Origin of the sequence: Brucella oryzae (genome assembly GCF_041929965.1) — a bacterium.
In the GTDB taxonomy this organism is placed as follows: domain Bacteria; phylum Pseudomonadota; class Alphaproteobacteria; order Rhizobiales; family Rhizobiaceae; genus Brucella; species Brucella oryzae.
The window spans coordinates 13,100-36,235 of record NZ_JBHEEO010000011.1; the positions used below are offsets into that span (position 1 = coordinate 13,100).

Here is a 23,136-nt window from a genome sequence, read left to right on the forward strand (position 1 = left end):
CCATGCGCCTTTTGACACATAAAAGGCATCGGCCTAACTACCCAGCATCGCCGCCGTGTCCTGCGGGAGGGAAATCGGCTCCTCGAAAGTCTCGATCGCAATGCGGCCTTGTCGGGAGACGGTGACAAAACTGTTTGCCGGCACCGCCATCCAGTTTGCCGCCTCGCCGTCCAGCGGCTCTGACACCACGCATATGCCGGACGACCCGCCCAATGTCGCCGTATAAAGCGTCGGCGCAAACGCATCCGTGGCATAACGGATGGCGTAAAGCTGGTTTCCATCGGAGAAGGCCGCTGTCAGCCGCAGAAATGGCGGCACACCGCCGCGCACCGCTTCCTCGACAACCGTTGCCACCATGCGCTTCATGGCCAGCACTGGGTCGCTGTCGAGGCCAAATTCCAGCATCAGCAGAAAGATCAGTTCCGAATCGGTTGCGCCATGCTTCTGGCCATAGACATCGTCGCTCAAATGGCTTTCCAGCCTGCGGCGCAAGCGGTCGAAATGACCGATCTGACCATTATGCATGAAGCTCCAGCGCCCGGAAACAAAGGGATGACAGTTGGACCGGCTGGTCAGACCGCCGGTCGAGGCCCGCACATGCGCAAGGAAAAGGCGCGATTGAATTTGTCGCGCCAGACTGCGGAGGTTCTGGTCGGACCAGGCGGGCAGAATATCTCGATAAAGCCCCGGCTCATCGCGATGGCCATACCAGGCGACGCCGAATCCGTCGCCATTGGTGCGAGTTTTGGCTTCATGCGCATCGTGGCTTTGTGCCACGAGCGAATGACAGGGAGACGATATGATGTCTTCCAGATAGGTTTCAGGTCCGAGATAGGCGGCCCAACGACACATTTGCGATCCGGTGTTTACCGGCCCCGATTATGCGTCCGCTCATAAAGCTGGCGAACGATTGTGCTCGCCGTCTTCTCGAACAAAAATGGCAAAATTGCATGAATCAGTGCTGCAAACGCCGCACAAAAAAGCTTGAACGAAAAACGACCGGCAAAGGCCATATGCTCGAAATAGGTCTCGTCGACCGACTGAGGGTGCTCGGTGAAGAGGCGTGTGATGCGTGTAGTCATTGGAAAATACTCCCGTCAATGAGTAAGTTGTTCCCGTATTAGGGCGACCTTTGTGCGTCCATTTGAACGCACAAAGGTCGCCCTAACTTATTGAATCTACGCATCGTGCTTTCCAAAAATCGATTCCGATTTTTGGGCCGATGCGCTAGCGGCGCATATCGCGCCTTTCTGGAAAATCATTCTAGCAAATGCACCTGAGATGAAATCTCAAAATATCCTTGATAATTACTAATTATTGGGACAATCATCCCACTATGAAACCAGTTATCGACGAAATTGATCGCAAAATATTGGATGAGCTGCAAATCGATGGCACCTTGTCCGTTGATTCTCTCTCCGAGCGGGTACACTTATCGCGCAACGCCTGCTGGCGGCGGGTCAAGCGCATGGAGGATGAAGGGATCATCAAGGCGCGTGTCGCTCTGATCGACGCCGAAAAGGCCGGTTGCGGCCTTTCCGTTTTCATTCTTGTGCGCACATCGAGCCACGATCCCAACTGGCTGACGAAGTTTCGCGGTGCGATGGGGCGTTTTCCCGAAATCGTCGGCGTCTATCGCATGACTGGCGATCTGGATTACGTGCTGAAAGCGCGTGTCTCGGATGTCAAAGCCTATGACCGGCTTTATCAGCGGCTGATCGCCAGTGTGCCCCTGTCGGATGTTTCGGCTTCTTTCGTCATGGAAGAAATCAAGGAAACGACCGCAGTTCCGCTGGAACGGGATTAAATCCCCTGTGAAGGGCAACTCATAGTGTAAAAGCATGATCCTGTGCAGCACTATCATTGCAAAACACCAAATAGGCGGTACACCTTTGATTGGTTTTCACGTATGAGCGTCGCCAATTTAACTTCTCGCAAGAAAGGCTCCCTCATGACCGCAGCATCCGCTCAAGCGCCAGCGCTCGGCATCATCCGCCTCGAACATGCGAAAGGTCTGGACCTCCCGGCCTATGAGACATCGGGTTCGGCAGGCATGGACCTACGCGCAGCTGTTGCCGAAGATCGCCAGATCGTTCTCCTGCCGGGACGCCGCACACTGGTGCCGACAGGGCTGATTTTTGAAATTCCGGAAGGCTTCGAGGTACAGATTCGTCCGCGCTCGGGCCTTGCCTTCAAGAACGGCATTACCTGCCTCAACACACCCGGCACCATCGATTCCGATTATCGCGGCGAGGTGAAGGTTCTTCTCATCAATCTGGGCGACGACGATTTCCGCATCGAACGCGGTATGCGCATCGCACAGGCCGTTTTCGCGCCTGTGATCCAGCCGAAGATTGAAGAGCGCGCCGAAGTGAGCAATACCACGCGCGGCGCTGGCGGATTCGGTTCGACCGGCACGGCATAAACACACAAATCGCAATAAAGCCCGGTTCACCGGGCTTTATTGTGTGAGAACGGCGCGCTGGCAGAGAACGCCAGTGACCTGCACGTCCGCCTCTCCCAGTTTGACACCGAGCAAGTCGAGAATTCCGAAAACAAGGTTGTCGATCAGAGGCGCTACCGGGGTTAGCAAGACTCCCACCAGCCCCACCACATCCCCCAGCGGCAGCTTGATTATTCCCAGCAGATTGAGATCTATTTCCATATTCTTGAGAAGAGAGCTCGAAAGAGAAGACACCAAATCGCTTGAATAAGCGGTCTTGATCCTTCTATTCTGTATATCGCTGTAGTTGAATGACAGGGAAGTCGTCTTTTCTCCCAGTTTCACTTCAGCTTTCGCTTCAAGATCGATAAGATCAACTTGAATTCCTAAAAGATACAGCTTCGCATTTGCTATTTTCGTTCGGCTCGCGGAGGGTTTCCGGTTCAAATCGTAAAAGGAGGAGCCGGTTTCTCCAAGATAGATACCAGCGATACCGGGTTTTGCTGCAATCGCGACATTGGCGCTCGTCGGGCCCGATGGACAGCTTATGCTCTTGAGTTCTCCCTCGGCCGAAGCAATATCGATTGCAAGTGGCAGGTTGAGATCAAGAAGCTTAACCCCAATCAGCGGACTACCCGATTCACCACCGACGCGGATACCAAGTTTCAACCGAACCTGCGCCGTACGAACGAAGGAGCCTGCTGCGCCAACCCGGAAAAAAGGAGTGTTCAGCGGCGGTTCTCCCACCAGCACCTCCAAGGTAACACCCAGTAATCCCGGGACGTTCAACCCTGAGTCGATATTGATTTGATGCTTGCCCCCAATCATGACCGCTGCCGAAACCATCTGCAGAACATTCGCGGTTATGTTGTATCCGGAACCGGAACCTATCGAGGCGTTTGCCAGCGATCCAAGCCCCAGCAGCTTTCCAACCGGCAGTTTCGCAGCCAGGGCAGCAGCATCCCTGCCCAGAATGCCCAGCGCCGCCTTTGCTGTCGGATTGTTCGTCACCACTTCGGCCAACACATTCGCCAGCATGCCCACCGAAACATCTGTGTTCAGCAATTGGTCATAAGTACCGGCCGTCAGTCCTACTTTCGGGGCGAGCTTGTCCAGAAAGCCAAGCAGGTTGATATCGGTCGCAGCCAGCGCATTGTAGTCGGCAAGCTTCAGATTGAGGGTGGTGCCCAAGAGACGACCCAAAAGTCCGTTCAACACACTTTGATCGGTATTCAGGCTCAACAATCGCGAGCCGATGGAGAAAGCTGCTTCTGCCTTTGTCGCGGCCATGCCGGTAGCCCCAAGCGCGGGGCGATTGATGAAAGCCTGACCGAAATAGAGATTGCCCGGGCGCGCCAGCCGGACGCGAACCGCATCCGGGTTTGCTCCGCCAGTCACGAAACGGTTCTGGACCGCACGGCTCTTGTCAGGAAAATAATTGCCCTTCTCCACCCACACACGCGTTTTGTTGTCGGTCTTTCCATTGACGACGGACGGATCGTAGGCGCCGGTCATCAACACCGGATCGAGACCGTTTGCCCGCAATTGCCGCAGCACGGCATCATTGGCCTGCGAAACGGAAGCTGCACCCGCAACGGCGGCAAAATCAGCCATGCTTTGTAGCTGGCGCCGCTCCAGAAACAACGAACTCGTGTCCACGCAGAATGCCGCTACCGCCAGAAACAGTGGAGAAACCAGCGCCGCCATCGTCGCCAGATTGCCGCTCCGCGCACGCAGGAAACGCGATACCAAACCTCGCATAACGAATGCCCCCACCCCTGAGTCAGATTCCACCAAGCCTTATTGTCGATGCCCTTGTGATGGTCGTGTCGGGAAGCGGCAGGCCCGTCATCAGGTTCCAGATCGGCAGGTTTTCCGCGTCGTATCGGATCGTAACCGTGAACTGGTTCGGGTCCGACTGCGCATTGTCGACATTCACCTGCATCTTCGCCGGATCGATCAGCGAATATTTCGCCGCGTTCCTCTGGATGTAAGTTGTCGCCAGCGTCAGCCGTTCCGGGGGATCGATACCCGCCAGCGCCGTTCGCGTGGCGTCGGCTGCAAGCTGCTGCACGGCATTCGCCACACCCAGATAGAGGCCGAAGGCGATCATGCCCATCAGGATCAGAAGAAAAACCGGCGCCAATATTGCAAATTCGACTGCTGCAGTGCCGCTTTTATTTCTCTTGAAAAATAACAAAGAAGGTATTCTTCGAAGCAAGCCACAGGACTTGCTCGTTGAAGATAGATATCTCTTTCGTCCCATAATAAGGTAAGCCATTTGCCCTCCCGTCCAAGAGCATTGAAACCTTATTTCCATGCCATTTCAAAACAACATGCACCACGCATGCGCCGACCATCCGCTTTCGCGGACAGATCACGTTCTGAATTATTTTATTTACTTTCAGATTGTGGTTTCCCGACCTTATTTAATCAGGAGATAATTTAAGAACACTTAATTATTGTATTCAGTGTGTTTTGCTTTACGACTTCCAAAAGAATAACCATAAGTTGCATCTTGTTGCCAACTTTGTTCGCTTCGCCGCTTTCTATATGCGGGATTGCCAACAGCAGCGGAGAAACGGCCAGCCTTTGTTTCATCGGCAATTGTTGCATGACAAATAATTAAGATGAAATCCTGAGCGGAGAAGCATAGATATCCCGGAAGCAACGCATCATCAGGGCGCACTTCGTCTCGCTTTGGTTGCATGCGGCAGAAAATTTTGCGGGACATATTGATGAATCTCCAAAGCGGAGGTTCTGAAAACTTGAGGGTTTGACGGTGCTTACATCTTCCGATTCTTCCAAAACCGGGCAGCGCAAGGCACCGTCGCCGAAGAGCGCGCGTCGCTGGTGGCTCTGGCTTGCGCTGGCTGCAATCGTGGCGGGCGCGGGCTGGTATTTTTACGGCTCGGGCGAAGCGGGCAGCCAGAAAACGAGCTATCTCGCCGAAACAGTCACACGTGGCGACATCGAAAACGCCATTACCGCCGTCGGAACGCTCAGCGCGCTGCGCAGCATCAATGTCGGCGCGCAGGTTTCCGGCCAGCTTAAAAGCGTGAAGGTCGAAGTGGGCGATCAGGTCAAGCAGGGCCAGCTTATCGCCGAGATCGACCCGTCGCCCTTCGAGAAGAAGGTGGAAATCGCCAGCGCCCAGCTTGATAATCTCAAGGCGCAGCTTTTGAGCAAGCAAGCGCAGCTGACGCTGAAAAAGGCCAATGCAGCGCGTCAGCGCTCGCTTCTGGCCACGCGCGGCGTATCGCAGTCCACCGTCGACCAAGCCGACGCCGACCTCGCCATGGCCGATGCGGATGTGAAGGCGCTCGGCGCGCAGATCCGCCAGCAGGAGGCCCAGCTTGCCAGCGACAAGGTCGATCTCGGCTACACCAAGATCTACAGCCCCATGGAAGGCACGGTGGTGGATCAGGCTGCCAAGGAAGGCGAAACGCTGAATGCCGTGCAGAGCGCGCCGACCATTGTCACCGTGGCCGATCTTAAGGTCATGACCGTGGAAGCACAGGTTTCGGAAGCTGACATCGGCAGGCTGAAACCCGGAATGCCGGTCTATTTCACCCTGCTCGGCCAGCCTGAAAAGCGCTTTACCGGCACGCTGCGCCAGATCAAGCCGACGCCTGCGACCGAGAACAATGTCGTGCTCTATTATGCGCTGTTCGACGTCCCGAACCCGACCGGCGAACTGATGATCAATATGAGCACGCAGGTCTATTTCATTCTTGATGAGGCGAAGGACGTATTGATCGTCCCCTCCTCGGCGCTGAATTACAAGCGCGAAGGCCCCCAGAACCAGAAAGGCAAGCCGCAGATTTCGGTCAAGGTCGTCAGTGACAACGACTCGATCACCGAGCGTCAGGTTCAGATCGGCGTGCGCAATCGCGTGCAGACCGAGATCAAAAGCGGCCTTGAGGAAGGCGACAAGGTTATCGTCACCAGCGCTTCCAGCGGGGCGGAAGCCGCCGCGGGCCAGCGTGGCCGCAGGCCCGGCATGCGCCTGTTCTGATGAGCCGCCTCATGAACGAAACGCCGCTCATCAGACTGGATGATATCCGCAAGACCTACCACAATGGCGACCTTGCCGTAGAGGTGCTGCATGGCATCACGCTCGATATTCAGGCTGGCGAATTCGTCGCGATCATGGGCGCTTCCGGCTCCGGCAAATCGACGCTGATGAACATTCTGGGCTGTCTCGACAGCCCGAGCGGCGGGCAATATCTGCTCGACGGCGAGGACGTCTCGACACTGGATGCCGATGCGCTTGCAGCATTGCGCCGCCGAACCTTCGGCTTCGTTTTCCAGAGTTACAATCTCATCTCGACCTCGACGGCACAGGAAAATGTCGAGGTTCCAGCGATCTATGCGGGCCTGCCCGCATCGGAACGCCATGCGCGTGCCGCCGAACTGCTCAATTCGCTAAAGCTCGGCGACCGCCTCGACCACCGCCCCAACCAGCTTTCCGGCGGGCAGCAGCAGCGTGTTTCCATCGCCCGCGCGCTCATGAATGGCGGTCGGATCATCCTTGCCGACGAGCCGACCGGCGCACTCGACAGCCAGAGCGGCGAGGATGTGATGGAATTGCTGCGCTCCATGCACGCGCAGGGTCATACCGTCATCGTCATCACCCATGCCCGCGAAGTAGCTGAGCGCGCCGACCGGCTAATCGAAATCCGCGACGGACAGATACTCTCGGACACCGTCAAGCGCGCCATTCCCGATACGCAGGCGCCGTTCCGGCTGCAGGAGAGCCTTGAAGGCAATTCCGCCCGCATTGCCGATGTTTCGGAAGCGGTGAAAATGGCGATGCGCGCCTTGCGGGCCAACATCTTCCGAACGGTTCTCACCCTGCTTGGCATCATCATCGGCGTCAGTTCCGTGGTGACAATGCTCGCCATCGGCACCGGCGCGCAGAACTCGATTCTCGACCGCATCAATGCGATGGGCACCGATCTCATTCTGGTGCGCCCGTCCATGGCAGGTTTTCGCGGAACAGGACAGATAGCAACGCTGATTCCCGAAGACGCCAATGCCATTCTGGAATTGCCGAACATCAGAACCGCCGTCCCCGAAGTCACCGGCACCGTGACGCTGCGCCGCGGCAATGTCGATTACCAGTCGCAGGCAAACGGGACTGTACCCGCCTTTTCCGAAGCCAAATCGTGGAAAGTGGCGACGGGCGATTTCATCAGCCAGAGCGATATGGACAATTATGCGCCCGTCGCAGTGCTGGGCAAAACCGTCGTCAACACGCTGTTTCCCGACGGCAGCAACCCAATCGGCCAGTATATTCTGATCCAGAAGATTCCGTTTCAGGTGATCGGAACCCTGGAGCCAAAGGGCGCAGGCTTTGGCGGTTCGGATCAGGACGATGTGGTGATCGTGCCGCTTTCCACCGGCAATCTGCGGCTGTTCGGCCAGAAATATGTGCGCACCATCACCGTGCAGGTGAAGGATTCCGACCTCATCAACACGACGCAGGAACAGATTCAGGACCTGCTCGACCAGCGCCACAAGAAACGCGACACGATGATAACCAACATGTCGTCCATCCGCGAGGACGCGACGGCGATGGGCAATACGATGACGCTGTTTCTGGGGTCCGTCGCTGCAATCTCGCTGCTCGTCGGCGGCATCGGCGTCATGAACATCATGCTGGTGAGCGTGACGGAGCGCACCCGCGAAATCGGCGTGCGCATGGCGACCGGCGCGCGGCGACGCGATATCCTGCTGCAATTCATCACCGAGGCATTGACGGTCTCGGCCATTGGCGGTGCATTCGGTGTCGTGATCGGGCTGGGCGCTGCGGCCATCGCGGGCTGGGCCGGTCTTTCTGTCGGCTACAGTGTCGGACCAGTGCTATTGGCCTTCGCCTGCGCTTTCGCCACCGGCCTGATCTTCGGCTTCCTGCCTGCGCGCAAGGCTTCCCGCCTGCTGCCCGCCGTGGCACTGTCATCCGAATAGCAAAACACTGATGGGAGGCAACACGTGATGATTCCCTTCAAGAGAAGTCTGTTCGCTGCTGCGATTGTGCTTGCTGCGATAGCAGCGCTGACGCAGCCGGGCCGCGCTGACACCTGCAAGCGCGAAGCCTTTGAAGAGGCAAACTATATTGTCTGCGAGGCAAAGGCGGACGGCCTGCATCTGTTCTGGAAGAATGCGGATGGCGAACCCTATCGCAATTTTTCAAAATTGGCTGATGCCGCCGCAAGTCGCGGCAAGACACTGGTTTTCGCGCTCAATGCCGGAATGTACCAGCCCGATTTTTCACCGATGGGCCTCTACATCGAAGATGACCGCGAACTTCACCCGATAAGCAGGACAGTACCCGCTCAAGGCTCCGGCCCTGTGCCGAACTTCTACAAGAAGCCGAACGGCATCTTTTACCTCGGCGACAAGGGCGCGGAAATCCTGCCGACGGACCGTTTTCTGAAGCAAAGGATCAAGCCGCGACTGGCCACCCAGTCCGGGCCGATGCTGGTGATCCGCAACAGGATCAATCCGATTTTCATCGTCGGCTCAACCGACAAGACCCGGCGCAGCGGCGTCGGTGTTTGCAATGGCGGCGCGATCCGCTTCGCAGTCAGCGAGGATGCGGTCAATTTCCACGACTTCGCGCGACTGTTTCGAGACCATCTTAAATGCCCGAACGCACTGTTTCTGGATGGCGGTGGCGGCGCTGGCATTTACGTTCCAGCGCTGGAGCGGAACGATGTCTCATGGCATGGCGGCTATGGCCCGATGTTCGGCTTTGTGGAGTGATGGCAGTCAGAGCCTGACTCAAAAAGCGCCATTTGCAGACCGGGATTGGCGCCTTTGGGAACAGGCTCTCAGGGAAAAGACCGATCTGTTCCAGACCGGCCTTTAAGATAGCTTTGCTTACTTGAACAGCAGCGGCAGGGTGATCGGCATGCGCGCCTTGGCAATGGCTGCTGGCGGCGCAGGCACCGGCGAAGCCCGGCGCGCCGCTTCGAGTGCAAGCTGGTCCACGTCCGGATTTCCGGACGAACCGGCCAGACGAGCCGAAAGCACATTGCCCGAAGGATCAATCACGAAAGTAACCTGAACGAGCCCCTTCGCATTACGCGATTTGCGCTGCAGGAAACGCACATTGCGCGCCATGTGGGACTGCAGCTTTGACGTCCATTTGGAAGAACTGACGCCAGCGGATGCCGAGTTTTCACCTCGACGGTTTGCTGCAGCCTTCGCACCCGCATCGGCGTCCATGCGCGGTGCAGCCGCCTGACGGGTTTCGGGTGCCTTCTCGGCTTTCTTGGGCTTGGGCTTTTCGACCTTGGGCTGTTTTGGTTTTTCCGGCTTCGGCTTTTCAACCTTTTTCGGTTCTGGCTTCGGCTCCAGCTTGGGTTCAGGCTTTACTTCCGGCTTTTCAACCGGCAGCGGAACAGCCACTTCGGGCTTTTCAGCCTCGACCACATCCGGAACGACTTCTTCCGGCTCCTGAACGGCTTGTGGTTCCGGCTCAGGCTCCGGCGGCGTCACCTCTTCCGGTTCAGGTGGCGTCGGTTCTTCCTGCACCGGTTCTGGCTGCGGGGCCGGTTCCGGCTCTGCCTGTTCCTGCGGTGCTTCAGCCGTTTCCGGCTGGGCTTCTTCCGCAACCTGTTCTTCCATCGGCGCTTCCGGCTCAGGCGCAAGCTCTACCACCATGGCGGCAACCTGCGAGCCATCGGGCTGGTCTTCTTCCTGTGCCATATGAATGGCATAGGCACCGGCAGCATGAACGGTGAGAACCAGAATGCCCGCGCCAAACCAGCGCCCCGCATCATGCCAGAAGGAATGATGATGGGTGTCAGCCGAAGCCACCTTTACAGGAGGATGGTCGGGCGGAAGTGCATTCATTGCGCGGCCCCCTGCGCTGCGGGAGTTTGCGACGCGGATGCCGGTTGTTGAGGAGCACCGACAGGTACCGCTCCGCTCTGGTCCGCGCCGATGGTTTCAAGACCGACCAGCGCGATCTTCAGATAGCCGGCTTCACGCAGAAGATTCATCACACGCATCAATTCGCCATAGCCGACATTCTTGTCGGCGCGCAGGAAGATGCGGGCTTCCTTGTTTTTCTCCGACAGGCTGTCCAGCGCCACGCCGAGGCGCTCCCGAGCAACAGTGTCATTGCCGACACTGATGCTGAGGTCTTCCTTCAGTGTTACATAAAGTGGCTTGTCGGGACGCGGTGCGGGCGCTGCCGTCGAGGCAGGCAAATCCACCTTCACATCCACAGTCGCCAGAGGCGCTGCCACCATGAAAATAATGAGCAGAACCAGCATGACGTCGATGAAGGGCGTCACATTGATCTCGTGGTTCAGCTCGAGATCGTCACCGCCGCCTTCGCGAACTTTACCAGCCATGGTGCCTACTCCGCTGCGTGCAGCGTGCCTTCACGCACACCGGCCGTTCTGAAATCCAGATCGCGGCTGACAAGGCGCTCGACCCCTGCCGAAGCATCGGCGAGCAGCGAGCGGTAGCCGGTGATGGAACGGGCGAACACGTTATAGATAACCACGGCAGGGATAGCGGCAACGAGACCGATGGCCGTCGCGAGCAGCGCTTCGGCAATACCCGGCGCAACGACGGCGAGGTTCGTCGTCTGCGCCTGGCTGATATTGATGAACGAATTCATGATGCCCCAGACCGTGCCGAACAGACCGACGAACGGAGCAACCGAACCGATGGTCGCAAGAATGCCGGTGCCTTTGGAGAGACGGCGTCCGGCCTTGGCCTCGATACGCGACAGGCGCGAGGAAACACGCTCCTTGAGACCTTCGCCACCGGCACGCGCCAGTGCGGGCCCCGAAAGGCGAACCTCATCTTCTGCAGCACGGACCAGAATTGCGCCCGGTCCCTTGGCACCCTCCAGCGAGCGGACAGCTTCGGCAAGCGTTGCCGAATGGCCAATAACTTTCAATGCCTTGGTGGCACGGCGGCGGGCACCGGCCAGTTCAAGCGACTTCGCAACCCAAACCGTCCATGTGGCGAGCGAAGCCAGTGCCAGACCGATCATCACCGCCTTCACGACCCAGTCGGCCGCCATGAACATGCCCCATGGCGACAGATCGTGCGGCAGAATCAAACCGCTCTCGCTTTCGACCGGCGCTGCGGCAGGGGCAACCGTCTGGGACTGGATCAGTTCAGGAGAAGGGGCCTGAACCGTACTGGCCGGAACTGCCGGGGCATTCGTCGAGGGAGTTGCGTCCTGAGCCAATGCTGAAGCCGCACCCAGCAAGCCGATGCCCATCGCCGCAGCCATGAAGCCTTTTCGCCAGAAACCAGTCATTTTGATCGCCTTTTGATTGTTCAAATCCGCGCGCACATGACTAAACCCTCATGCAGGCCGTCGCGCCGCCTGTTGGCCTCTTCTTAACTCCCAATAATATGATGACGCAAGTCATGTTTTCATTTCAAAGGTATTTTCATCATATACCCAAGGATGAGCGAACATTTTTCGGCTCTCGTCCTTTTGCCAGTTGCACATTCGCGCCAAATCAGACCTGATAGGATCAACCAAGCGCCTGAGGGTTGGATTTAAAGGAAAATTCCGGGGGCGCGGGAGGAAATGCAGTTCCGGCCGGACCGGGATTTTGGAGGATATGCCAATGATGCTCAAGGATATCCAGACGCTTGAACATGCGGCGCGCACCGCCATGGCAGGAAACGACGATCCGCTGCCGGTAGAGCAGCGTTCCCTGAAGCCGGCACATGTCGGACTGGCCTTCCTCATGCTGGCCGGAGCGGCTTATCTGCTACTGGCCTGAAGCAGAGTTTTTCAACCTAAAAGAGTGCTTGCCGTAATTCTGCCATGTAGAAGACACGGGTTTCACAATTTTGACGTCCGAATAACACAGATTTTGAGCGGAACTGAAGCCGTTTCTCCTCGTTTTTTCTCCTGTTGACGGCGAGATTGCCCCTCGCCTTCGGTTTGCCTTAATTTCCGACAGGAGTTCCCATGAAAAGACTTCTCGCCTCCACGGTTCTTGCCGCGCTGATCGCCCTTCCCGCTTTCGCGCAGGACGGTTCACCGATTTTCTCCGACGAGAAACAGGAAAAACCGGTCGCCAGCGAGAACGGATATTTCGTAGCGTCTCCGGGTCAGCTTCTGGTATCGGGTTTCATCGGACAGGCAGTCTATAACGGACCTTCCGACGACGCCGCCAATATCGGTACGGTTAATGACATGATCCTCGGCGCCGATGGCAGCCCGCAGGCAGTTGTCATCGGGGTTGGTGGCTTTCTTGGTGTCGGAGAGAAGAATGTCGCCATCGGCTTCGACCGTCTGTCATGGGTGGTTCGCGATGACGGCAAGCGCTGGCTGATCGTGGACGCCACCAAGGAACAGCTCGAAAAGGCACCGGCATTCGACCGCAGCGCGGCTTTCGAGGCGGATGGCGCACCGCGTACCGATCCGCCCGCTGCGGAAAAGACGATCACGACGCAGAAGGCCGACAGATCCATGCCCGAGGGCATGAAGCCGGTTCCCTCCGAAGGCTTGAGTGCGGACAGGCTGATCGGCGCAACGGTTTTCGGCGCGGATGAAACGAAGATCGGAACGGTCGGCGATGTCCTGATGACCGCCGACGGCCAGACCGAAGCCTTCGTCGTCGATGTGGGCGGTTTCCTCGGCATCAATTCCAAGCCGGTGGCTGTTTCCATTGCCAATCTCGACGTCGCATCCGGCAAGGACGACAAGGTGAAGGTGTTCACACAGTTCACCAAGGAGCAATTGCAGGCGCAGCCAGCCTATTCGGACGCAGCCTATAAAAAGGACCCGGAAGGCACGATCCTTCACGGCGAAGCGGAGTGACACTTCGCGACACTGGCGGAAGCATTATCGGCAATGCTTCCGCCGTTTCCTCTATTTACCCCACCATTTACCATGACTTGCAACAACCGGCTGGTCTTGTTGCCGCTGACGGGTTTGCATGCAACCATTAGGCCAGCCGCACGTTATCCGAACGACAATCAGAGAATAAACAGGAGAGCTGATATGGCACGTGCATCCGCAAAAACGAGCGACATCAAAGAAAAGATCGAGGAAGCGCTGACCGATGCCAGCACAGAAGACCTTCAGGCTCAGGTTGAGCAACTGAAGGAAGATATCGCTGCCATTGCGGCGACACTTGCCAATCTCGGTTCGCAGACCGTCCGTGACGCAAAACGCAGCGCGAAGGAAACCTACAAAAGCGCCTATATTCAGGGCGAGGACGCCATCGACGATCTGCGCAACAAGGCGCAGGATGTTGAAGCCCAGCTGACGGCAACGGTGCGCGAACGCCCGATTGCCTCGCTCGCCACTGCACTCGGCGTCGGCTATCTGCTGGCCCTGCTCTCGCGCCGCTGAGGCGTACCATGCTGAAAGCTCTCATGCCCGTATTGTCTGCTCTGGCAGGCGAGGAACTGAAATTCGTCGCAGGTCAAACCAAACGTGCGGCAATTTTCGGGGCGGCAATCGCCATCTTCGCGATCATTGCGATCACCTTCTTCTGCGTCGCCGCCTTTCTGGCACTGGCACAGAACTACGGCGGTCCTCTCGCGGCCCTCATTCTTGCCGCGCTATCGCTAATCGTGGCATTGCTCATTCTCGCCGTTTTGAAGATTCAGGCCGCTTCCGAGGCCAAAAAGCGCAAGCAGAAAATCGAGGCGGAAAAATCGGCAATGGTGGCGACGGCGGCAATCGCGACGATACCTGCAATCCTCAAGCGTCCCATACTTGCTGCTGCCCTGCCGCTTGCAGGCATTGCTCTGGTCTCGCTGCTTTCAGACAAGAAAAAGCGCCCTCCGCAAAGCTGACCACATCACTCCATGACGAAAACACCGGCCAGATGAGGCCGGTGTTTTCTTTTCCACCTTCACGGTCTGCTTATTTGCCGGCAGGCATATCGCCTTCTTCCGCAAGCGACGACAGGCGAACAATCACCTTGGTTCCCGCGCCGTCGTCGGTCTTGCAGTAGACGGGCTTTTCACCGAACTGCATGCAAAGCTGTTCGATCACCAGTGTACCAAGACCGTTTTTTTCAACGGATTTCTGCTGGTCCTTGTCAAAGCCCACACCATTGTCTTCCACAACCAGCACCGGAATGGCGTCTTCGCCCGGCTTCAGGCTGATCCGGATGTGCCCTTCCTGACGTCCCTTGAATGCATGTTTGATCGCATTGGTAACAAGCTCGCCGAGGATGATGCCGATTGTCGTCACGTCACGCGCCTTCAGATCAAGCGGCGCAAAATCCGTCGAGAACTCGATCTTGCGGTCCTGACCGATAGCACTTCGGATATCGTTGATGACGGTTCCGAGAAAATCGTCGACGCGCGCCGATTCCATATCTTCGCCCAGACGCAGGCGCCGGTGCGCTGTCGACACGGTCTGGACGCGATCACGAGCGGCAGAAAGAGCCGCGCGGGCATCCTCGCTGCGTGTCTGCCGCATCTGAAGACCAAGCAGGGATGAAACTGTAGCCAGCGAATTGCCGATGCGATGATTGGTGTCTTGCAGCAGCAGCTCGACCCGCTGGCGCTCATGCTCAGCAATGCGACGCGCCTGCTCAAGCTCGGCGGTACGCTCCTGCACGCGCTGTTCCAGCAATTGTTTTTCGGAACGCAATGCCGACTGTCCTTCAAACATGGACCGCGCATAACGCTGAATGCGGCTGAACAGCAAAAGTGCGAGCATGGCGGCCGAAGCCAGCGCCACGATAGAGGTCGCCGTCATCCAGTAACGCATGCGGTTGATCCGCTCATTGCGTTCGAGGAGTTGCTGTTCTTCCGCATCGATGAACTGGGTAACGGTATTGGCAAGCTGGTCCATCAGCACCTTGCCTTCGTCGCCGCGCACTTTTTCAACCGCCGCAGCCACATCACCCGACTGGGCCAGATTGACCGTCTGGCGCACATCTTCCTGCTCGCGCTCGACCAGCGCACGTATCTGTTTGACCCGCGCATCCTGCAGCGGGTTCTGGTCGGTCAGGGCTTCCAGATCAGCCAGTGTCTTGTCGACACTCAGGATCGTATTGCGATAGAGATCGAGATAAGTCTCATCGAGCGTCAGGAGATAGCCGCGACGGCTCATTTCGATATTGCTGGCGAGACGGGCTACCTTGTCGACCTGCTGACGCAATGCATAATTGCGGGAAATGTCGACAACCTGGTGGTTGACGCCGGTCGACAGAAACAGCGTCATCACCGCCGACAATAGCACGAGGCCGAGCGAGACGATAACCGCAACCGGCTTCGATGACGATTGAAGCAGTTTTTGCAACAAGGCTGATGGCAAGGACGCAACCCACAAACAAACGATCACTGTGCCGACAAGAAATATCAGCAGCCACTAACCTACAAGTGGCTGGCGATAAAAAGCAATCGCTGCGCGTAAAAACCCGCCCATGTTTGGGATTTTGGCAACACAAGCCCCCCTTCCGATGGAAGGAGGGCTCAATGATGCATCATGCGAAGCTTCTCAAGGTCGCCCGCGATGAATCGGCATCAGGGCCATAATCGCTTTCACCTTCGATCTTGAGGATTTCCTGCAGCCGTGTGCGGGCACGGCTGACGCGGCTCTTGATCGTTCCAACGGCACAACCGCAAATTTCCGCAGCTTCCTCATAAGCAAATCCCGAAGCGCCAATGAGAATGATCGCTTCGCGCTGATCGTCGGGCAATTGCTCCAACGCTGCGCGAAAATCCTGCAGATCGAGCATGCCATATTGCGAGGGATGCACAGCAAGCTGTTCGCTGAACACACCATCCGTGTCCTGCACCTCGCGGCCCCGCTTGCGCATCTGCGTGTAGAACTCGTTGCGCAGGATAGTGAAGAGCCAGGCCTTCATATTGGTCCCCATCTCGAAGGACTCCTGCTTGGCCCAGGCTTTCATGATCGTGTCCTGAACGAGATCATCCGCCTTGTCGTGCTGGCCGATGAGCGACACCGCAAAGGCGCGCAAGCTCGGCAGCGATGACAGGAGCTCTCGCTTGAACTGTGCATTACTCTCAACCGACGGACCGGGTGCTGTGTTCACGCATACTCTCCTGTTCAGCCTGATCGAGTTTTTCGAGAAGATCGAGGAAGCGATCCGGGATCGTCTCATCCTGTATCGAGGTGTACAGTGCCTTTAGTTTCAATCCGACTTCACAATTTGGTCCTAGTATATCCTTCTGAACGCGACGGGACGACCTGACCCCGGCTCCGTTCATGTGAAGGTTTTCTTTTTCTGCCATATCTTGATCGTTCCGGGCTGATTGCCCTACCCTATTAATATAAGCCCCTGCTTGTCCGGGAAATGCACAGGCTATCAAAAAGTTCCCTAATATGTCCTCGTCTTTCGGAACTTTTTTCAAACTATCCCGTTTAGAGTACCATAATGCTGCGCTCAAAGCATGGGTGGGAGAGGATTTGAACCTTGTCCGCCAATGTGCATTTAATGAACGAAAGCGGCAGTTGAGGAGTTCCACTACCATGACGTTATCGACGCGTATCGCGCCGCATCTTCCCTATCTCCGTCGTTTTTCCCGGGCTCTTACCGGTTCTCAGGCTTCCGGCGACGCCTATGTTGCAGCTGCCCTTGAGGCATTGATTGCCGATGTCAGCATTTTTCCGGACGCCTCGTCAGACCGTATCGGTCTCTATCGCCTTTTCTGCGATCTATATAAGACGGCCTCGGTTCGTGTGCCGGAACCAGCGTCGGAATTTGCATGGGAAAAGCAGGCAGCAAGGAATCTTTCGCATATCGCGCCGCTGCCCAGACAGGCATTCCTGCTTGTGGCCGTGGAAGGATTTTCCGACAAGGAAGCCGCCGAAATTCTTGAACTGGACGATGCCGAACTGAGCCGTGTTCTGTCGGCGGCATCGACCGAGATTTCGCGTCAGGTTGCAACGCGCATCATGATCATCGAGGACGAGCCGCTGATCGCGATGGATATCGAGCAGATGGTGGAAAGCCTTGGCCACGAGGTGGTTGGCATCGCGCGCACCAAGGACGAGGCGCTGGCGCTCTATAAACAGGAAAAGCCGCGCATGGTGCTGGCCGATATCCAGCTTGCAGACGGAAGCTCGGGCATCGATGCGGTGAATGAAATTCTGCAGAACGACACGATTCCAGTCATTTTCATCACCGCCTTCCCGGAACGTCTGTTGACCGGCGAGCGCCCGGAACCGACCTTCCTGGTCACCAAGCCGTTCAACCCGGATATGGTGAAAGCACTGATCAGCCAGGCGCTGTTCTTCGAAGAAGCGTCGCAGGTCGCAGCCTGAACCGAAGATCATAACTTCCGAAGAGCAGACGCCTTTCGGAAGTTTGGTCGCTGGCGCTCCACCCGGTCTCCAGATCGCACCGCCTTATAACCCGTGATGAGTATTTAGAGTTGTGAGCGCCTTAATTTTCCCGGAACCATGGAACCAATATGGCTTCGATGTCGTTTCTCCTTCACACAATAAAGAGGAGACCGGACATGCTTTATTATGCGCTCGTATTTCTTGTGGTGGCACTCGTGGCAGGTGCGCTCGGTTTCGGCGGCATCGCTGGTGCGTCAGCCGGTATAGCGCAGATTCTGTTCTTCGTGTTCCTTGCTTTGCTCGTCGTTTCGCTCATCGCCTCGGCGATCCGCAAGGCATAACGGGTGTAAAATCAAAGGCTGTTTTTGACCTTCAAACACACCAGCCTATGCTGCTTCCTGATGAAATTTGCCGCCGCATTACATCATGCGGCGGTTTAGAGCACAATCCGACCGGAGTGAAACGAGGATCAAAACACGCTCTGTCGGTTCCAGAATTCGGGCCAGTTCAAGGATCACAGGATGAGCGCTCGACGGAGTCCCGCCGGCCAATCGATGAAATGGATGTCATGGGACATAAATCGTCGCCCAGCTTTTCCGGAGTTGCTGCCATTTTGCCAAGGAGCGACCCCAATATTTGTTTTATCGCATTCTCCTGCGCAAAACCGCTTCGCACTTTTGCTGGAAATGCTTTGAATTCGGCTGCGGGATAATCGGGGCAAACATGACCGCTGGCACAAAATTCACCCTGCAGGACACCGAACCCGATGCAGCCCGTCTGCGGGCGCTGTTAAGGGCGGTGCGCAACAGCAATGTATGCGTGCTCTACCAGACACCCGATCTGGTTTATTCGTGGGGGGAAAATATCCCGCTCTACTGGCAGGAAAAATGGAAAGTCGGAGGGAGTGACTGCGATTTTATTTTCTCCGCCACCCTGCATAAACTTGATAGCGCCAAGCGCGCGGCACTGGATACCGGTGAGGCGCAGAATGTGGAGATCGCCATCAATGATGGTGACAAGCTTCGCTGGGTCGAGTTTCACATAGACTGTGACCGGGATGAGAATGGCAACATATTGGGGCTGGTCACGACCGCCATTGAAATCAGCGAATTGAAACGGCGCGAGCAGGTGTTGAAGACCTTGCTGCGCGAAGTCAGCCATCGATCCAAGAACCTTCTTGCCATTGTGCAAAGCATCGCCAGCCAGACGGCACGTTTCACCGATTCGATCGACGATTTTCTGCTAAAATTCCGCGGACGCATCCAGTCCTTATCCTATTCGCAGGATCTGGTGACCGATTCCAACTGGCGCGGCGCACTGTTCCGCGATCTCGTGCATTCGCAAGTCGAGAAATACATCGACGTCAGTGACGAACGTCTGAGTATCGAGGGCGACAATCCCTATCTTTTCCCTGGTGCCGCGCTGCATGTCGGCCTTGCGCTGCATGAACTGGTGGTCAATGCGACCTCTTTCGGCGGCCTTTCGATCCCCTATGGACAGGTGAAAATTTCAGCAAAGGTCACGCATGTGGCCAGCGGCGACGACAGGCTGGAGTTTCGCTGGGAAGAAACCAATCCTGCAATGCCCGAGGTTTTCGAGCACGATCCGCGCTTCGGCAGCGCCGTGCTGCAACGCATCGTTCCCACCTCCGTCAACGGTCACGCCGACTATCGCATCGACGGAACCGGCGCGATCTATTCTCTCCTCATCCCCACGGAACAATTCGACGCCTGATCTGACGATAACTCGTCAGCCCACAAAAAAAGCCGCCATGGTCAGACCTGGGCCTGAACCACGGCGGCTTGCTCTGAATTTGCGGAACGCCAGCAGCATAACGTTTGACGGTCAGCGCGGCATTCTCGCCGCTCGCCTCTTGCGGGGAGGTTGAGGCGAACTCTGAAGGCCGTGTTGTGGGGGCGGGGTCACGACCTTCATGCGCGCTTAACGCAGCAAACCAAACTTGGTTCCGTCAGGTTTGAATTTTTTTGCAATAAAGTTCGAGCCGATGATGCACGATCTCATACCCGAGCGACCGGGCGATCTCTTCCTGCAATTTTTCGATCTTGTCGGAGCGGAATTCCACCACATCGCCGGAATCCATATCGATGATGTGATCGTGATGCGCACCGCTTGCCTGTTCGAAACGCGAAGGCCCTCCGGCAAAGGCGTGCCGGTGGATGGCGCCGCGTTCTTCGAGAAGCTTCATCGTGCGATAGACGGTCGAAAGCGAAATGCTGCTGTCGATCTCGACCGCACGGCGGAAAATCTCGAGCGCGTCGGGGTGATCTTCCGTCTCGGTCAATATGTTCAGGATGATCCGGCGCGGCCGCGTGATGCGGACACCTGCCTGGCGCAGTTCCTGTTCATAATCGGGTTTCTTATACGATTCACTCATGTTCCGATTATGCACCGTCGCACTGCCAGTTGCAAATTTTTGCAACTGGAGCAATCACGATCTCCCCAACCCATTAGAGCGCAAACTGTTCGCACTCGGACGCAGCCGCCTTGTCGTTCAGATGGTATTGTCCCCTGCCCACCCGCACGAAAAGCGCATCGCCCTCCGGTTGATTGTCGGTGCAGTTTTCGGCCAGGAACGAGAAGTATCTGGAATAGGGCCAGCCCGGAGCGACACGTCGCACATCTCTGGGCGAGAAAGGTTCTGCAAGAATACCTTTCACCCTGACAGCATTATGGATTTGAGGATAAATATTCGATCCAATTTTCCACATGCATTAACTGTAACACCACCATATGCAGCATTCATATCCCGCAAAGACGGGATAGTTGCAGATTTTTTGCTTGGTCATAAAATGCCAAGATAAATAAGTGGAGACAGGCAGAGAAAGAGACCGATAAACGCAACGAGACTTCGCCAGTAAACCAGACCCCAAACACCGAAGATTATCGCCACCGGCGCAGTACAGATACTGAATATGACAAGATAACCATCATCACCGACGCCAAACAGGACGATATAGTAGAATATGAACGCCGTTGCAGCACCGAAGAACAGTGATATGATCGCAGAAAAACACCAGTCCCGCTTGCGCTCTGATCGGGGCGTCACCGCTTTATCTCAAGCCATTGCGAACCATTGTCATTCGGCTGTGGCAAGCACGGTAAAGAGCGCTGCTCCATCGCGATCCAGCTCTTCAACTGCCACCGGATAGGTCTCGCCTTCATGTGGTTTAAGGCCGACTACAGACGCATTCATCGCCTCGGATATCGCATCCTTGCTGCCCCAGAATTTACCGCGCTTTGTCAGGTCCGCGCCGTCATCGGGAATAGCGACGCTATATTCCACTGCACCTTTATCGATCCCATCGCAAATAAGGTTTGCCGATCCGGTTTTGATTGAAACGCTCATCGTTCCTCCGCGTTTGGTTGGCTCCATATTGGCACCTACCTTAGAGCGCATCCGGAAAAGTGTGAAACGGTTTTCGGATAAGATGCGCATAAAAACATTTAGAGTACCGATCTGATCGAAACGCGCTCTGGTACCATCCGGAAAAGTGTAAAACGATGAGCCAAAATTAGTATTTCGCCATAGATGACAATACCAATGGAGTAACCGCCTTACCCTCGTTTCGCCTACGGACCGCAAATATTTATTGCTATTCTGGCCGCATAACAGAGGGCGCAACAAATGGTTATGCCGATCGCGCGATATGTCAGGCGTTCAGTCGCTTATGCGGCGACGAGGCTGAATTACAGGCAATCGACCAACAGGATTGCATCCGACGCCCAAGAATATTGGGCCGATCAAACGTCCAATAAACATAAATCAAATTCCCACTGGAAAGGAAGTGGCGGTCTTTCTGATACCGTATGGACTCAGATCGGGCAGTTGCACCGAAAATTCGTGCAAGATGCAGCGGCTTCTCTCGGCGTCAACATGCAAGGCTCCCGAATTCTGGAATGGGGGTGCGGGGGCGGTGCGAATGCAGTTCAATTCGTGGATGTAGCCAGTGAATATCTCGGGGTTGAAGTATCTCCCGCATCTTTGAAGGAATGTGCCGCCCGGCTGTCTGACGCGGGATATCAGCGTTTTATTCCTATACTGGTCGATATGAACTGGCCGCAGAAATCACTGGAGCTGATAAGACAGCCGGTCGACATCTATATTTGCACCTATGTGTTTGAGCTCATTCCGACGGTGGAGTACGGCGCCGAGCTTGTGAGGATAGCTTTTCAGCATCTCCGGGCAGGCGGTCTTGCCGTTATACAGATCAAATATTCCACCCATAAATCGAATACGCGCGGCTATCGGTGGGGATATCGACGGAATCTGGCGAATATGACGACCTATTCCATCGACCAGTTCTGGTTGCTGACGGAAAGCGTGGGCTTCAAACCGGTCTCCATCTCACTCAAGCCCTACGATGCTCTCGTGAATGATGAGAGATATGCCTATTTTGTTTTGCAGAAACCAGGAGCGAATATGGATTGAAATTGGCTAGACCAGCCAGCGCCACATTTATCAGAGAGCCAAGCCATTGGTACGCCCAAGGGGAATCGAACCCCTGTTTGCGCCGTGAGAGGGCGCCGTCCTGACCGCTAGACGATGGGCGCTTAGAGCATAAGCCGACCGGAGTGAAATGAGGATCGACAAGCTTATGCTTAAAACACTAGAGCTTGGAGCGCCGATTTGATTGAATCAAATCGAAACGCGCTTCAAGCCATGTCGCTGATATAATCGCCAAAAGGAAAAAGCGCAATCCTCGAAGGCAGAAACAAATGGGCGGCAATCACGCCGCCCCAATCAAACCCTGTCCGCCCTATTCGACATTGCCGAGCTTGATGCGGCCGATGATGCGCGACTCGCGATAGTCATAGATGATGAGTTCCGTACCGCCGTCCGGCAGCAGGGTTTCCAGCGAAAGTTCGTTGCCGGAAAGGCTTTGCGAGAGAAGACGGGTGCCCGGCGTCAGGTTGATCTGCGATTCGATCAGCTTCGGCGGTTCCGGCTTTACCGGAGCGGGCGCAGCCTGTCCGGGGATATCGGAACGGGCTTCTTCAGCCGGCGGAGTTTCCGGCGCACGATTGATCTTGTAGACAACGGCGACAAGCACCGCCATAAGACCGATCAGCATGACACCGATGGAGACGGCCAGAAGCCGGATCATTTTGCGGCGCACACGTTCCATGGCTGGATCAAGCGGGGGCTCGGCCTGTTCATCCGGGTAATAGCCCTGCTGATAGTCCTGATATCCTGAATCCTGATGATTCTGGTATCTCGGATAGTGTGGATCCTGCATTCAACGACTCCGGTTCGAACTTCGCCATATTATGGCGTGTGGCGCGTGATAGAGCATTTTGCAGCCAAATGGAAACATTTGACGCCGCATAAATGCGGTAAAACCAAGAGATAGAGCAGTTCTGACGATTTCGTTACGACAGACCGGCTCTCATG

General features: G+C 56.2%; 29 protein-coding genes and 1 tRNA gene. 13 read left to right on the forward strand and 17 right to left on the reverse strand.

Annotated features, from left to right (window positions below; all coding sequences use genetic code 11):
• Nucleotides 1-33: 33 nt before the first annotated feature.
• Both JNC70_RS13115 and JNC70_RS13120 read right to left on the reverse strand, forming a co-directional pair.
• Nucleotides 34-852 carry a class II glutamine amidotransferase gene (locus tag JNC70_RS13115; RefSeq protein ID WP_104753900.1) on the reverse strand — a complete coding sequence of 273 codons (819 nt, stop codon included), beginning with the start codon at nt 850-852 and terminating at the stop codon, nt 34-36.
• A gap of 14 nt (nt 853-866) precedes the next feature.
• The gene (locus JNC70_RS13120; protein WP_006473246.1) at nt 867-1,082 is read right to left on the reverse strand and encodes a DUF6356 family protein; all 216 of its coding nucleotides are present in this window, start codon (nt 1,080-1,082) and stop codon (nt 867-869) included.
• A 254-nt stretch (nt 1,083-1,336) separates the two neighbouring features.
• On the opposite strand from JNC70_RS13120, the gene JNC70_RS13125 reads away from it, so the two are divergent.
• Nucleotides 1,337-1,807: an Lrp/AsnC family transcriptional regulator gene (locus tag JNC70_RS13125; RefSeq protein WP_104753899.1), complete on the forward strand. Its 471-nt coding sequence runs from the start codon at nt 1,337-1,339 to the stop codon at nt 1,805-1,807.
• Between the two features lie 144 nt (nt 1,808-1,951).
• Nucleotides 1,952-2,425, forward strand: a complete 474-nt coding sequence (gene dut, locus JNC70_RS13130) for a dUTP diphosphatase (protein WP_104753898.1) — start codon at nt 1,952-1,954, stop codon at nt 2,423-2,425.
• Between the two features lie 36 nt (nt 2,426-2,461).
• Here the strand turns inward: dut and JNC70_RS13135 are convergent, their stop codons facing one another.
• From JNC70_RS13135 to JNC70_RS13145, 3 genes are all read right to left on the reverse strand, one after another.
• The gene (locus JNC70_RS13135; RefSeq protein ID WP_104753897.1) at nt 2,462-4,204 is read right to left on the reverse strand and encodes a TadG family pilus assembly protein; all 1,743 of its coding nucleotides are present in this window, start codon (nt 4,202-4,204) and stop codon (nt 2,462-2,464) included.
• Between the two features lie 22 nt (nt 4,205-4,226).
• Entirely contained in the window at nt 4,227-4,664 is a 438-nt protein-coding gene (locus tag JNC70_RS13140) for a TadE/TadG family type IV pilus assembly protein (protein WP_167394000.1), read from the reverse strand.
• A 234-nt stretch (nt 4,665-4,898) separates the two neighbouring features.
• Entirely contained in the window at nt 4,899-5,177 is a 279-nt protein-coding gene (locus JNC70_RS13145; protein ID WP_146097086.1) for a hypothetical protein, read from the reverse strand.
• Between the two features lie 48 nt (nt 5,178-5,225).
• On the opposite strand from JNC70_RS13145, the gene JNC70_RS13150 reads away from it, so the two are divergent.
• The 3 genes from JNC70_RS13150 to JNC70_RS13160 are packed head-to-tail and all read left to right on the forward strand — an operon-like array spanning nt 5,226 to nt 9,214.
• Complete coding sequence (locus JNC70_RS13150; protein ID WP_104753913.1) at nt 5,226-6,461, forward strand: efflux RND transporter periplasmic adaptor subunit; 1,236 nt, start codon at nt 5,226-5,228, stop codon at nt 6,459-6,461.
• A gap of 11 nt (nt 6,462-6,472) precedes the next feature.
• The gene (locus JNC70_RS13155) at nt 6,473-8,416 is read left to right on the forward strand and encodes a MacB family efflux pump subunit (protein WP_245414688.1); all 1,944 of its coding nucleotides are present in this window, start codon (nt 6,473-6,475) and stop codon (nt 8,414-8,416) included.
• A gap of 27 nt (nt 8,417-8,443) precedes the next feature.
• Nucleotides 8,444-9,214 carry a phosphodiester glycosidase family protein gene (locus JNC70_RS13160; protein WP_104753894.1) on the forward strand — a complete coding sequence of 257 codons (771 nt, stop codon included), beginning with the start codon at nt 8,444-8,446 and terminating at the stop codon, nt 9,212-9,214.
• Nucleotides 9,215-9,331: 117 nt separating this feature from the next.
• Here the strand turns inward: JNC70_RS13160 and JNC70_RS13165 are convergent, their stop codons facing one another.
• The 3 genes from JNC70_RS13165 to exbB are packed head-to-tail and all read right to left on the reverse strand — an operon-like array spanning nt 9,332 to nt 11,777.
• The gene (locus JNC70_RS13165) at nt 9,332-10,309 is read right to left on the reverse strand and encodes an energy transducer TonB family protein (RefSeq protein WP_104753893.1); all 978 of its coding nucleotides are present in this window, start codon (nt 10,307-10,309) and stop codon (nt 9,332-9,334) included.
• Nucleotides 10,306-10,815, reverse strand: coding sequence for a TonB system transport protein ExbD (gene exbD / locus JNC70_RS13170; protein WP_104753892.1), 510 nt, complete (start codon nt 10,813-10,815; stop codon nt 10,306-10,308). Before exbD ends, JNC70_RS13165 begins: the two co-directional genes overlap by 4 nt.
• A gap of 5 nt (nt 10,816-10,820) precedes the next feature.
• Entirely contained in the window at nt 10,821-11,777 is a 957-nt protein-coding gene (gene exbB / locus JNC70_RS13175; protein ID WP_104753891.1) for a tonB-system energizer ExbB, read from the reverse strand.
• Between the two features lie 283 nt (nt 11,778-12,060).
• Between exbB and JNC70_RS13180 the strand changes: the two genes are divergently transcribed.
• The 4 genes from JNC70_RS13180 to JNC70_RS13195 all read left to right on the forward strand — a co-directional run bounded on the left by JNC70_RS13180 (nt 12,061) and on the right by JNC70_RS13195 (nt 14,251).
• Complete coding sequence (locus JNC70_RS13180) at nt 12,061-12,219, forward strand: hypothetical protein (protein ID WP_167393999.1); 159 nt, start codon at nt 12,061-12,063, stop codon at nt 12,217-12,219.
• Nucleotides 12,220-12,410: 191 nt separating this feature from the next.
• A complete protein-coding gene (locus tag JNC70_RS13185) occupies nt 12,411-13,265 on the forward strand; it encodes a PRC-barrel domain-containing protein (RefSeq protein WP_104753890.1) in 855 nt (284 codons plus the stop codon).
• Between the two features lie 183 nt (nt 13,266-13,448).
• On the forward strand, nt 13,449-13,802 hold the full coding sequence (locus JNC70_RS13190) for an ElaB/YgaM/YqjD family protein (RefSeq protein WP_104753889.1): 354 nt from the start codon (nt 13,449-13,451) through the stop codon (nt 13,800-13,802).
• Nucleotides 13,803-13,810: 8 nt separating this feature from the next.
• A complete protein-coding gene (locus tag JNC70_RS13195) occupies nt 13,811-14,251 on the forward strand; it encodes a phage holin family protein (RefSeq protein WP_104753888.1) in 441 nt (146 codons plus the stop codon).
• A 70-nt stretch (nt 14,252-14,321) separates the two neighbouring features.
• Here the strand turns inward: JNC70_RS13195 and JNC70_RS13200 are convergent, their stop codons facing one another.
• The 3 genes from JNC70_RS13200 to JNC70_RS13210 form a co-directional block, all read right to left on the reverse strand.
• On the reverse strand, nt 14,322-15,728 hold the full coding sequence (locus JNC70_RS13200; RefSeq protein ID WP_104753912.1) for a sensor histidine kinase: 1,407 nt from the start codon (nt 15,726-15,728) through the stop codon (nt 14,322-14,324).
• 169 nt (nt 15,729-15,897) lie between these two features.
• Entirely contained in the window at nt 15,898-16,470 is a 573-nt protein-coding gene (locus JNC70_RS13205) for an RNA polymerase sigma factor (protein WP_104753887.1), read from the reverse strand.
• Nucleotides 16,442-16,669: a NepR family anti-sigma factor gene (locus JNC70_RS13210; RefSeq protein WP_104753911.1), complete on the reverse strand. Its 228-nt coding sequence runs from the start codon at nt 16,667-16,669 to the stop codon at nt 16,442-16,444. Before JNC70_RS13210 ends, JNC70_RS13205 begins: the two co-directional genes overlap by 29 nt.
• Nucleotides 16,670-16,907: 238 nt before the next feature.
• Between JNC70_RS13210 and JNC70_RS13215 the strand changes: the two genes are divergently transcribed.
• The 3 genes from JNC70_RS13215 to JNC70_RS13225 all read left to right on the forward strand — a co-directional run bounded on the left by JNC70_RS13215 (nt 16,908) and on the right by JNC70_RS13225 (nt 19,457).
• Entirely contained in the window at nt 16,908-17,702 is a 795-nt protein-coding gene (locus JNC70_RS13215) for a response regulator (RefSeq protein ID WP_104753886.1), read from the forward strand.
• 197 nt (nt 17,703-17,899) lie between these two features.
• A complete protein-coding gene (locus tag JNC70_RS13220) occupies nt 17,900-18,064 on the forward strand; it encodes a DUF1328 domain-containing protein (RefSeq protein ID WP_007876538.1) in 165 nt (54 codons plus the stop codon).
• A gap of 382 nt (nt 18,065-18,446) precedes the next feature.
• On the forward strand, nt 18,447-19,457 hold the full coding sequence (locus JNC70_RS13225) for a sensor histidine kinase (protein ID WP_104753885.1): 1,011 nt from the start codon (nt 18,447-18,449) through the stop codon (nt 19,455-19,457).
• A gap of 235 nt (nt 19,458-19,692) precedes the next feature.
• On the opposite strand, the gene JNC70_RS13230 is transcribed toward JNC70_RS13225, so the two are convergent.
• The 4 genes from JNC70_RS13230 to JNC70_RS13245 all read right to left on the reverse strand — a co-directional run bounded on the left by JNC70_RS13230 (nt 19,693) and on the right by JNC70_RS13245 (nt 21,090).
• Nucleotides 19,693-20,118 carry a ferric uptake regulation protein gene (locus JNC70_RS13230; protein ID WP_104753910.1) on the reverse strand — a complete coding sequence of 142 codons (426 nt, stop codon included), beginning with the start codon at nt 20,116-20,118 and terminating at the stop codon, nt 19,693-19,695.
• A gap of 73 nt (nt 20,119-20,191) precedes the next feature.
• Nucleotides 20,192-20,452, reverse strand: coding sequence for a hypothetical protein (locus tag JNC70_RS13235; RefSeq protein WP_104753884.1), 261 nt, complete (start codon nt 20,450-20,452; stop codon nt 20,192-20,194).
• A gap of 74 nt (nt 20,453-20,526) precedes the next feature.
• Nucleotides 20,527-20,790 carry a hypothetical protein gene (locus JNC70_RS13240; protein ID WP_104753883.1) on the reverse strand — a complete coding sequence of 88 codons (264 nt, stop codon included), beginning with the start codon at nt 20,788-20,790 and terminating at the stop codon, nt 20,527-20,529.
• Nucleotides 20,791-20,820: 30 nt separating this feature from the next.
• A complete protein-coding gene (locus JNC70_RS13245) occupies nt 20,821-21,090 on the reverse strand; it encodes a hypothetical protein (protein WP_104753882.1) in 270 nt (89 codons plus the stop codon).
• A 279-nt stretch (nt 21,091-21,369) separates the two neighbouring features.
• Between JNC70_RS13245 and JNC70_RS13250 the strand changes: the two genes are divergently transcribed.
• Nucleotides 21,370-22,173 carry a class I SAM-dependent methyltransferase gene (locus tag JNC70_RS13250; RefSeq protein WP_104753881.1) on the forward strand — a complete coding sequence of 268 codons (804 nt, stop codon included), beginning with the start codon at nt 21,370-21,372 and terminating at the stop codon, nt 22,171-22,173.
• Between the two features lie 47 nt (nt 22,174-22,220).
• Here the strand turns inward: JNC70_RS13250 and JNC70_RS13255 are convergent.
• Together JNC70_RS13255 and JNC70_RS13260 are read right to left on the reverse strand one after the other, a co-directional pair.
• Nucleotides 22,221-22,295 (reverse strand) — tRNA-Glu (locus tag JNC70_RS13255).
• 206 nt (nt 22,296-22,501) lie between these two features.
• A complete protein-coding gene (locus JNC70_RS13260) occupies nt 22,502-22,981 on the reverse strand; it encodes a hypothetical protein (protein WP_104753880.1) in 480 nt (159 codons plus the stop codon).
• Nucleotides 22,982-23,136 lie beyond the last annotated feature (155 nt).

Bases quoted from the DNA above. Each gene is read 5' to 3' on its own strand.
- JNC70_RS13115 (WP_104753900.1), bottom strand. From the start codon at position 852: ATGTGTCGTTGGGCCGCCTATCTCGGACCTGAAACCTATCTGGAAGAC.
- JNC70_RS13120 (WP_006473246.1), bottom strand. From the start codon at position 1,082: ATGACTACACGCATCACACGCCTCTTCACCGAGCACCCTCAGTCGGTC.
- JNC70_RS13125 (WP_104753899.1), top strand. From the start codon at position 1,337: ATGAAACCAGTTATCGACGAAATTGATCGCAAAATATTGGATGAGCTG.
- dut (WP_104753898.1), top strand. From the start codon at position 1,952: ATGACCGCAGCATCCGCTCAAGCGCCAGCGCTCGGCATCATCCGCCTC.
- JNC70_RS13135 (WP_104753897.1), bottom strand. From the start codon at position 4,204: ATGCGAGGTTTGGTATCGCGTTTCCTGCGTGCGCGGAGCGGCAATCTG.
- JNC70_RS13145 (WP_146097086.1), bottom strand. From the start codon at position 5,177: ATGTCCCGCAAAATTTTCTGCCGCATGCAACCAAAGCGAGACGAAGTG.
- JNC70_RS13155 (WP_245414688.1), top strand. From the start codon at position 6,473: ATGAACGAAACGCCGCTCATCAGACTGGATGATATCCGCAAGACCTAC.
- JNC70_RS13160 (WP_104753894.1), top strand. From the start codon at position 8,444: ATGATTCCCTTCAAGAGAAGTCTGTTCGCTGCTGCGATTGTGCTTGCT.
- JNC70_RS13165 (WP_104753893.1), bottom strand. From the start codon at position 10,309: ATGAATGCACTTCCGCCCGACCATCCTCCTGTAAAGGTGGCTTCGGCT.
- exbD (WP_104753892.1), bottom strand. From the start codon at position 10,815: ATGGCTGGTAAAGTTCGCGAAGGCGGCGGTGACGATCTCGAGCTGAAC.
- JNC70_RS13180 (WP_167393999.1), top strand. From the start codon at position 12,061: ATGATGCTCAAGGATATCCAGACGCTTGAACATGCGGCGCGCACCGCC.
- JNC70_RS13185 (WP_104753890.1), top strand. From the start codon at position 12,411: ATGAAAAGACTTCTCGCCTCCACGGTTCTTGCCGCGCTGATCGCCCTT.
- JNC70_RS13190 (WP_104753889.1), top strand. From the start codon at position 13,449: ATGGCACGTGCATCCGCAAAAACGAGCGACATCAAAGAAAAGATCGAG.
- JNC70_RS13195 (WP_104753888.1), top strand. From the start codon at position 13,811: ATGCTGAAAGCTCTCATGCCCGTATTGTCTGCTCTGGCAGGCGAGGAA.
- JNC70_RS13210 (WP_104753911.1), bottom strand. From the start codon at position 16,669: ATGGCAGAAAAAGAAAACCTTCACATGAACGGAGCCGGGGTCAGGTCG.
- JNC70_RS13215 (WP_104753886.1), top strand. From the start codon at position 16,908: ATGACGTTATCGACGCGTATCGCGCCGCATCTTCCCTATCTCCGTCGT.
- JNC70_RS13220 (WP_007876538.1), top strand. From the start codon at position 17,900: ATGCTTTATTATGCGCTCGTATTTCTTGTGGTGGCACTCGTGGCAGGT.
- JNC70_RS13225 (WP_104753885.1), top strand. From the start codon at position 18,447: ATGACCGCTGGCACAAAATTCACCCTGCAGGACACCGAACCCGATGCA.
- JNC70_RS13230 (WP_104753910.1), bottom strand. From the start codon at position 20,118: ATGAGTGAATCGTATAAGAAACCCGATTATGAACAGGAACTGCGCCAG.
- JNC70_RS13235 (WP_104753884.1), bottom strand. From the start codon at position 20,452: ATGTGGAAAATTGGATCGAATATTTATCCTCAAATCCATAATGCTGTC.
- JNC70_RS13245 (WP_104753882.1), bottom strand. From the start codon at position 21,090: ATGAGCGTTTCAATCAAAACCGGATCGGCAAACCTTATTTGCGATGGG.
- JNC70_RS13250 (WP_104753881.1), top strand. From the start codon at position 21,370: ATGGTTATGCCGATCGCGCGATATGTCAGGCGTTCAGTCGCTTATGCG.
- JNC70_RS13260 (WP_104753880.1), bottom strand. From the start codon at position 22,981: ATGCAGGATCCACACTATCCGAGATACCAGAATCATCAGGATTCAGGA.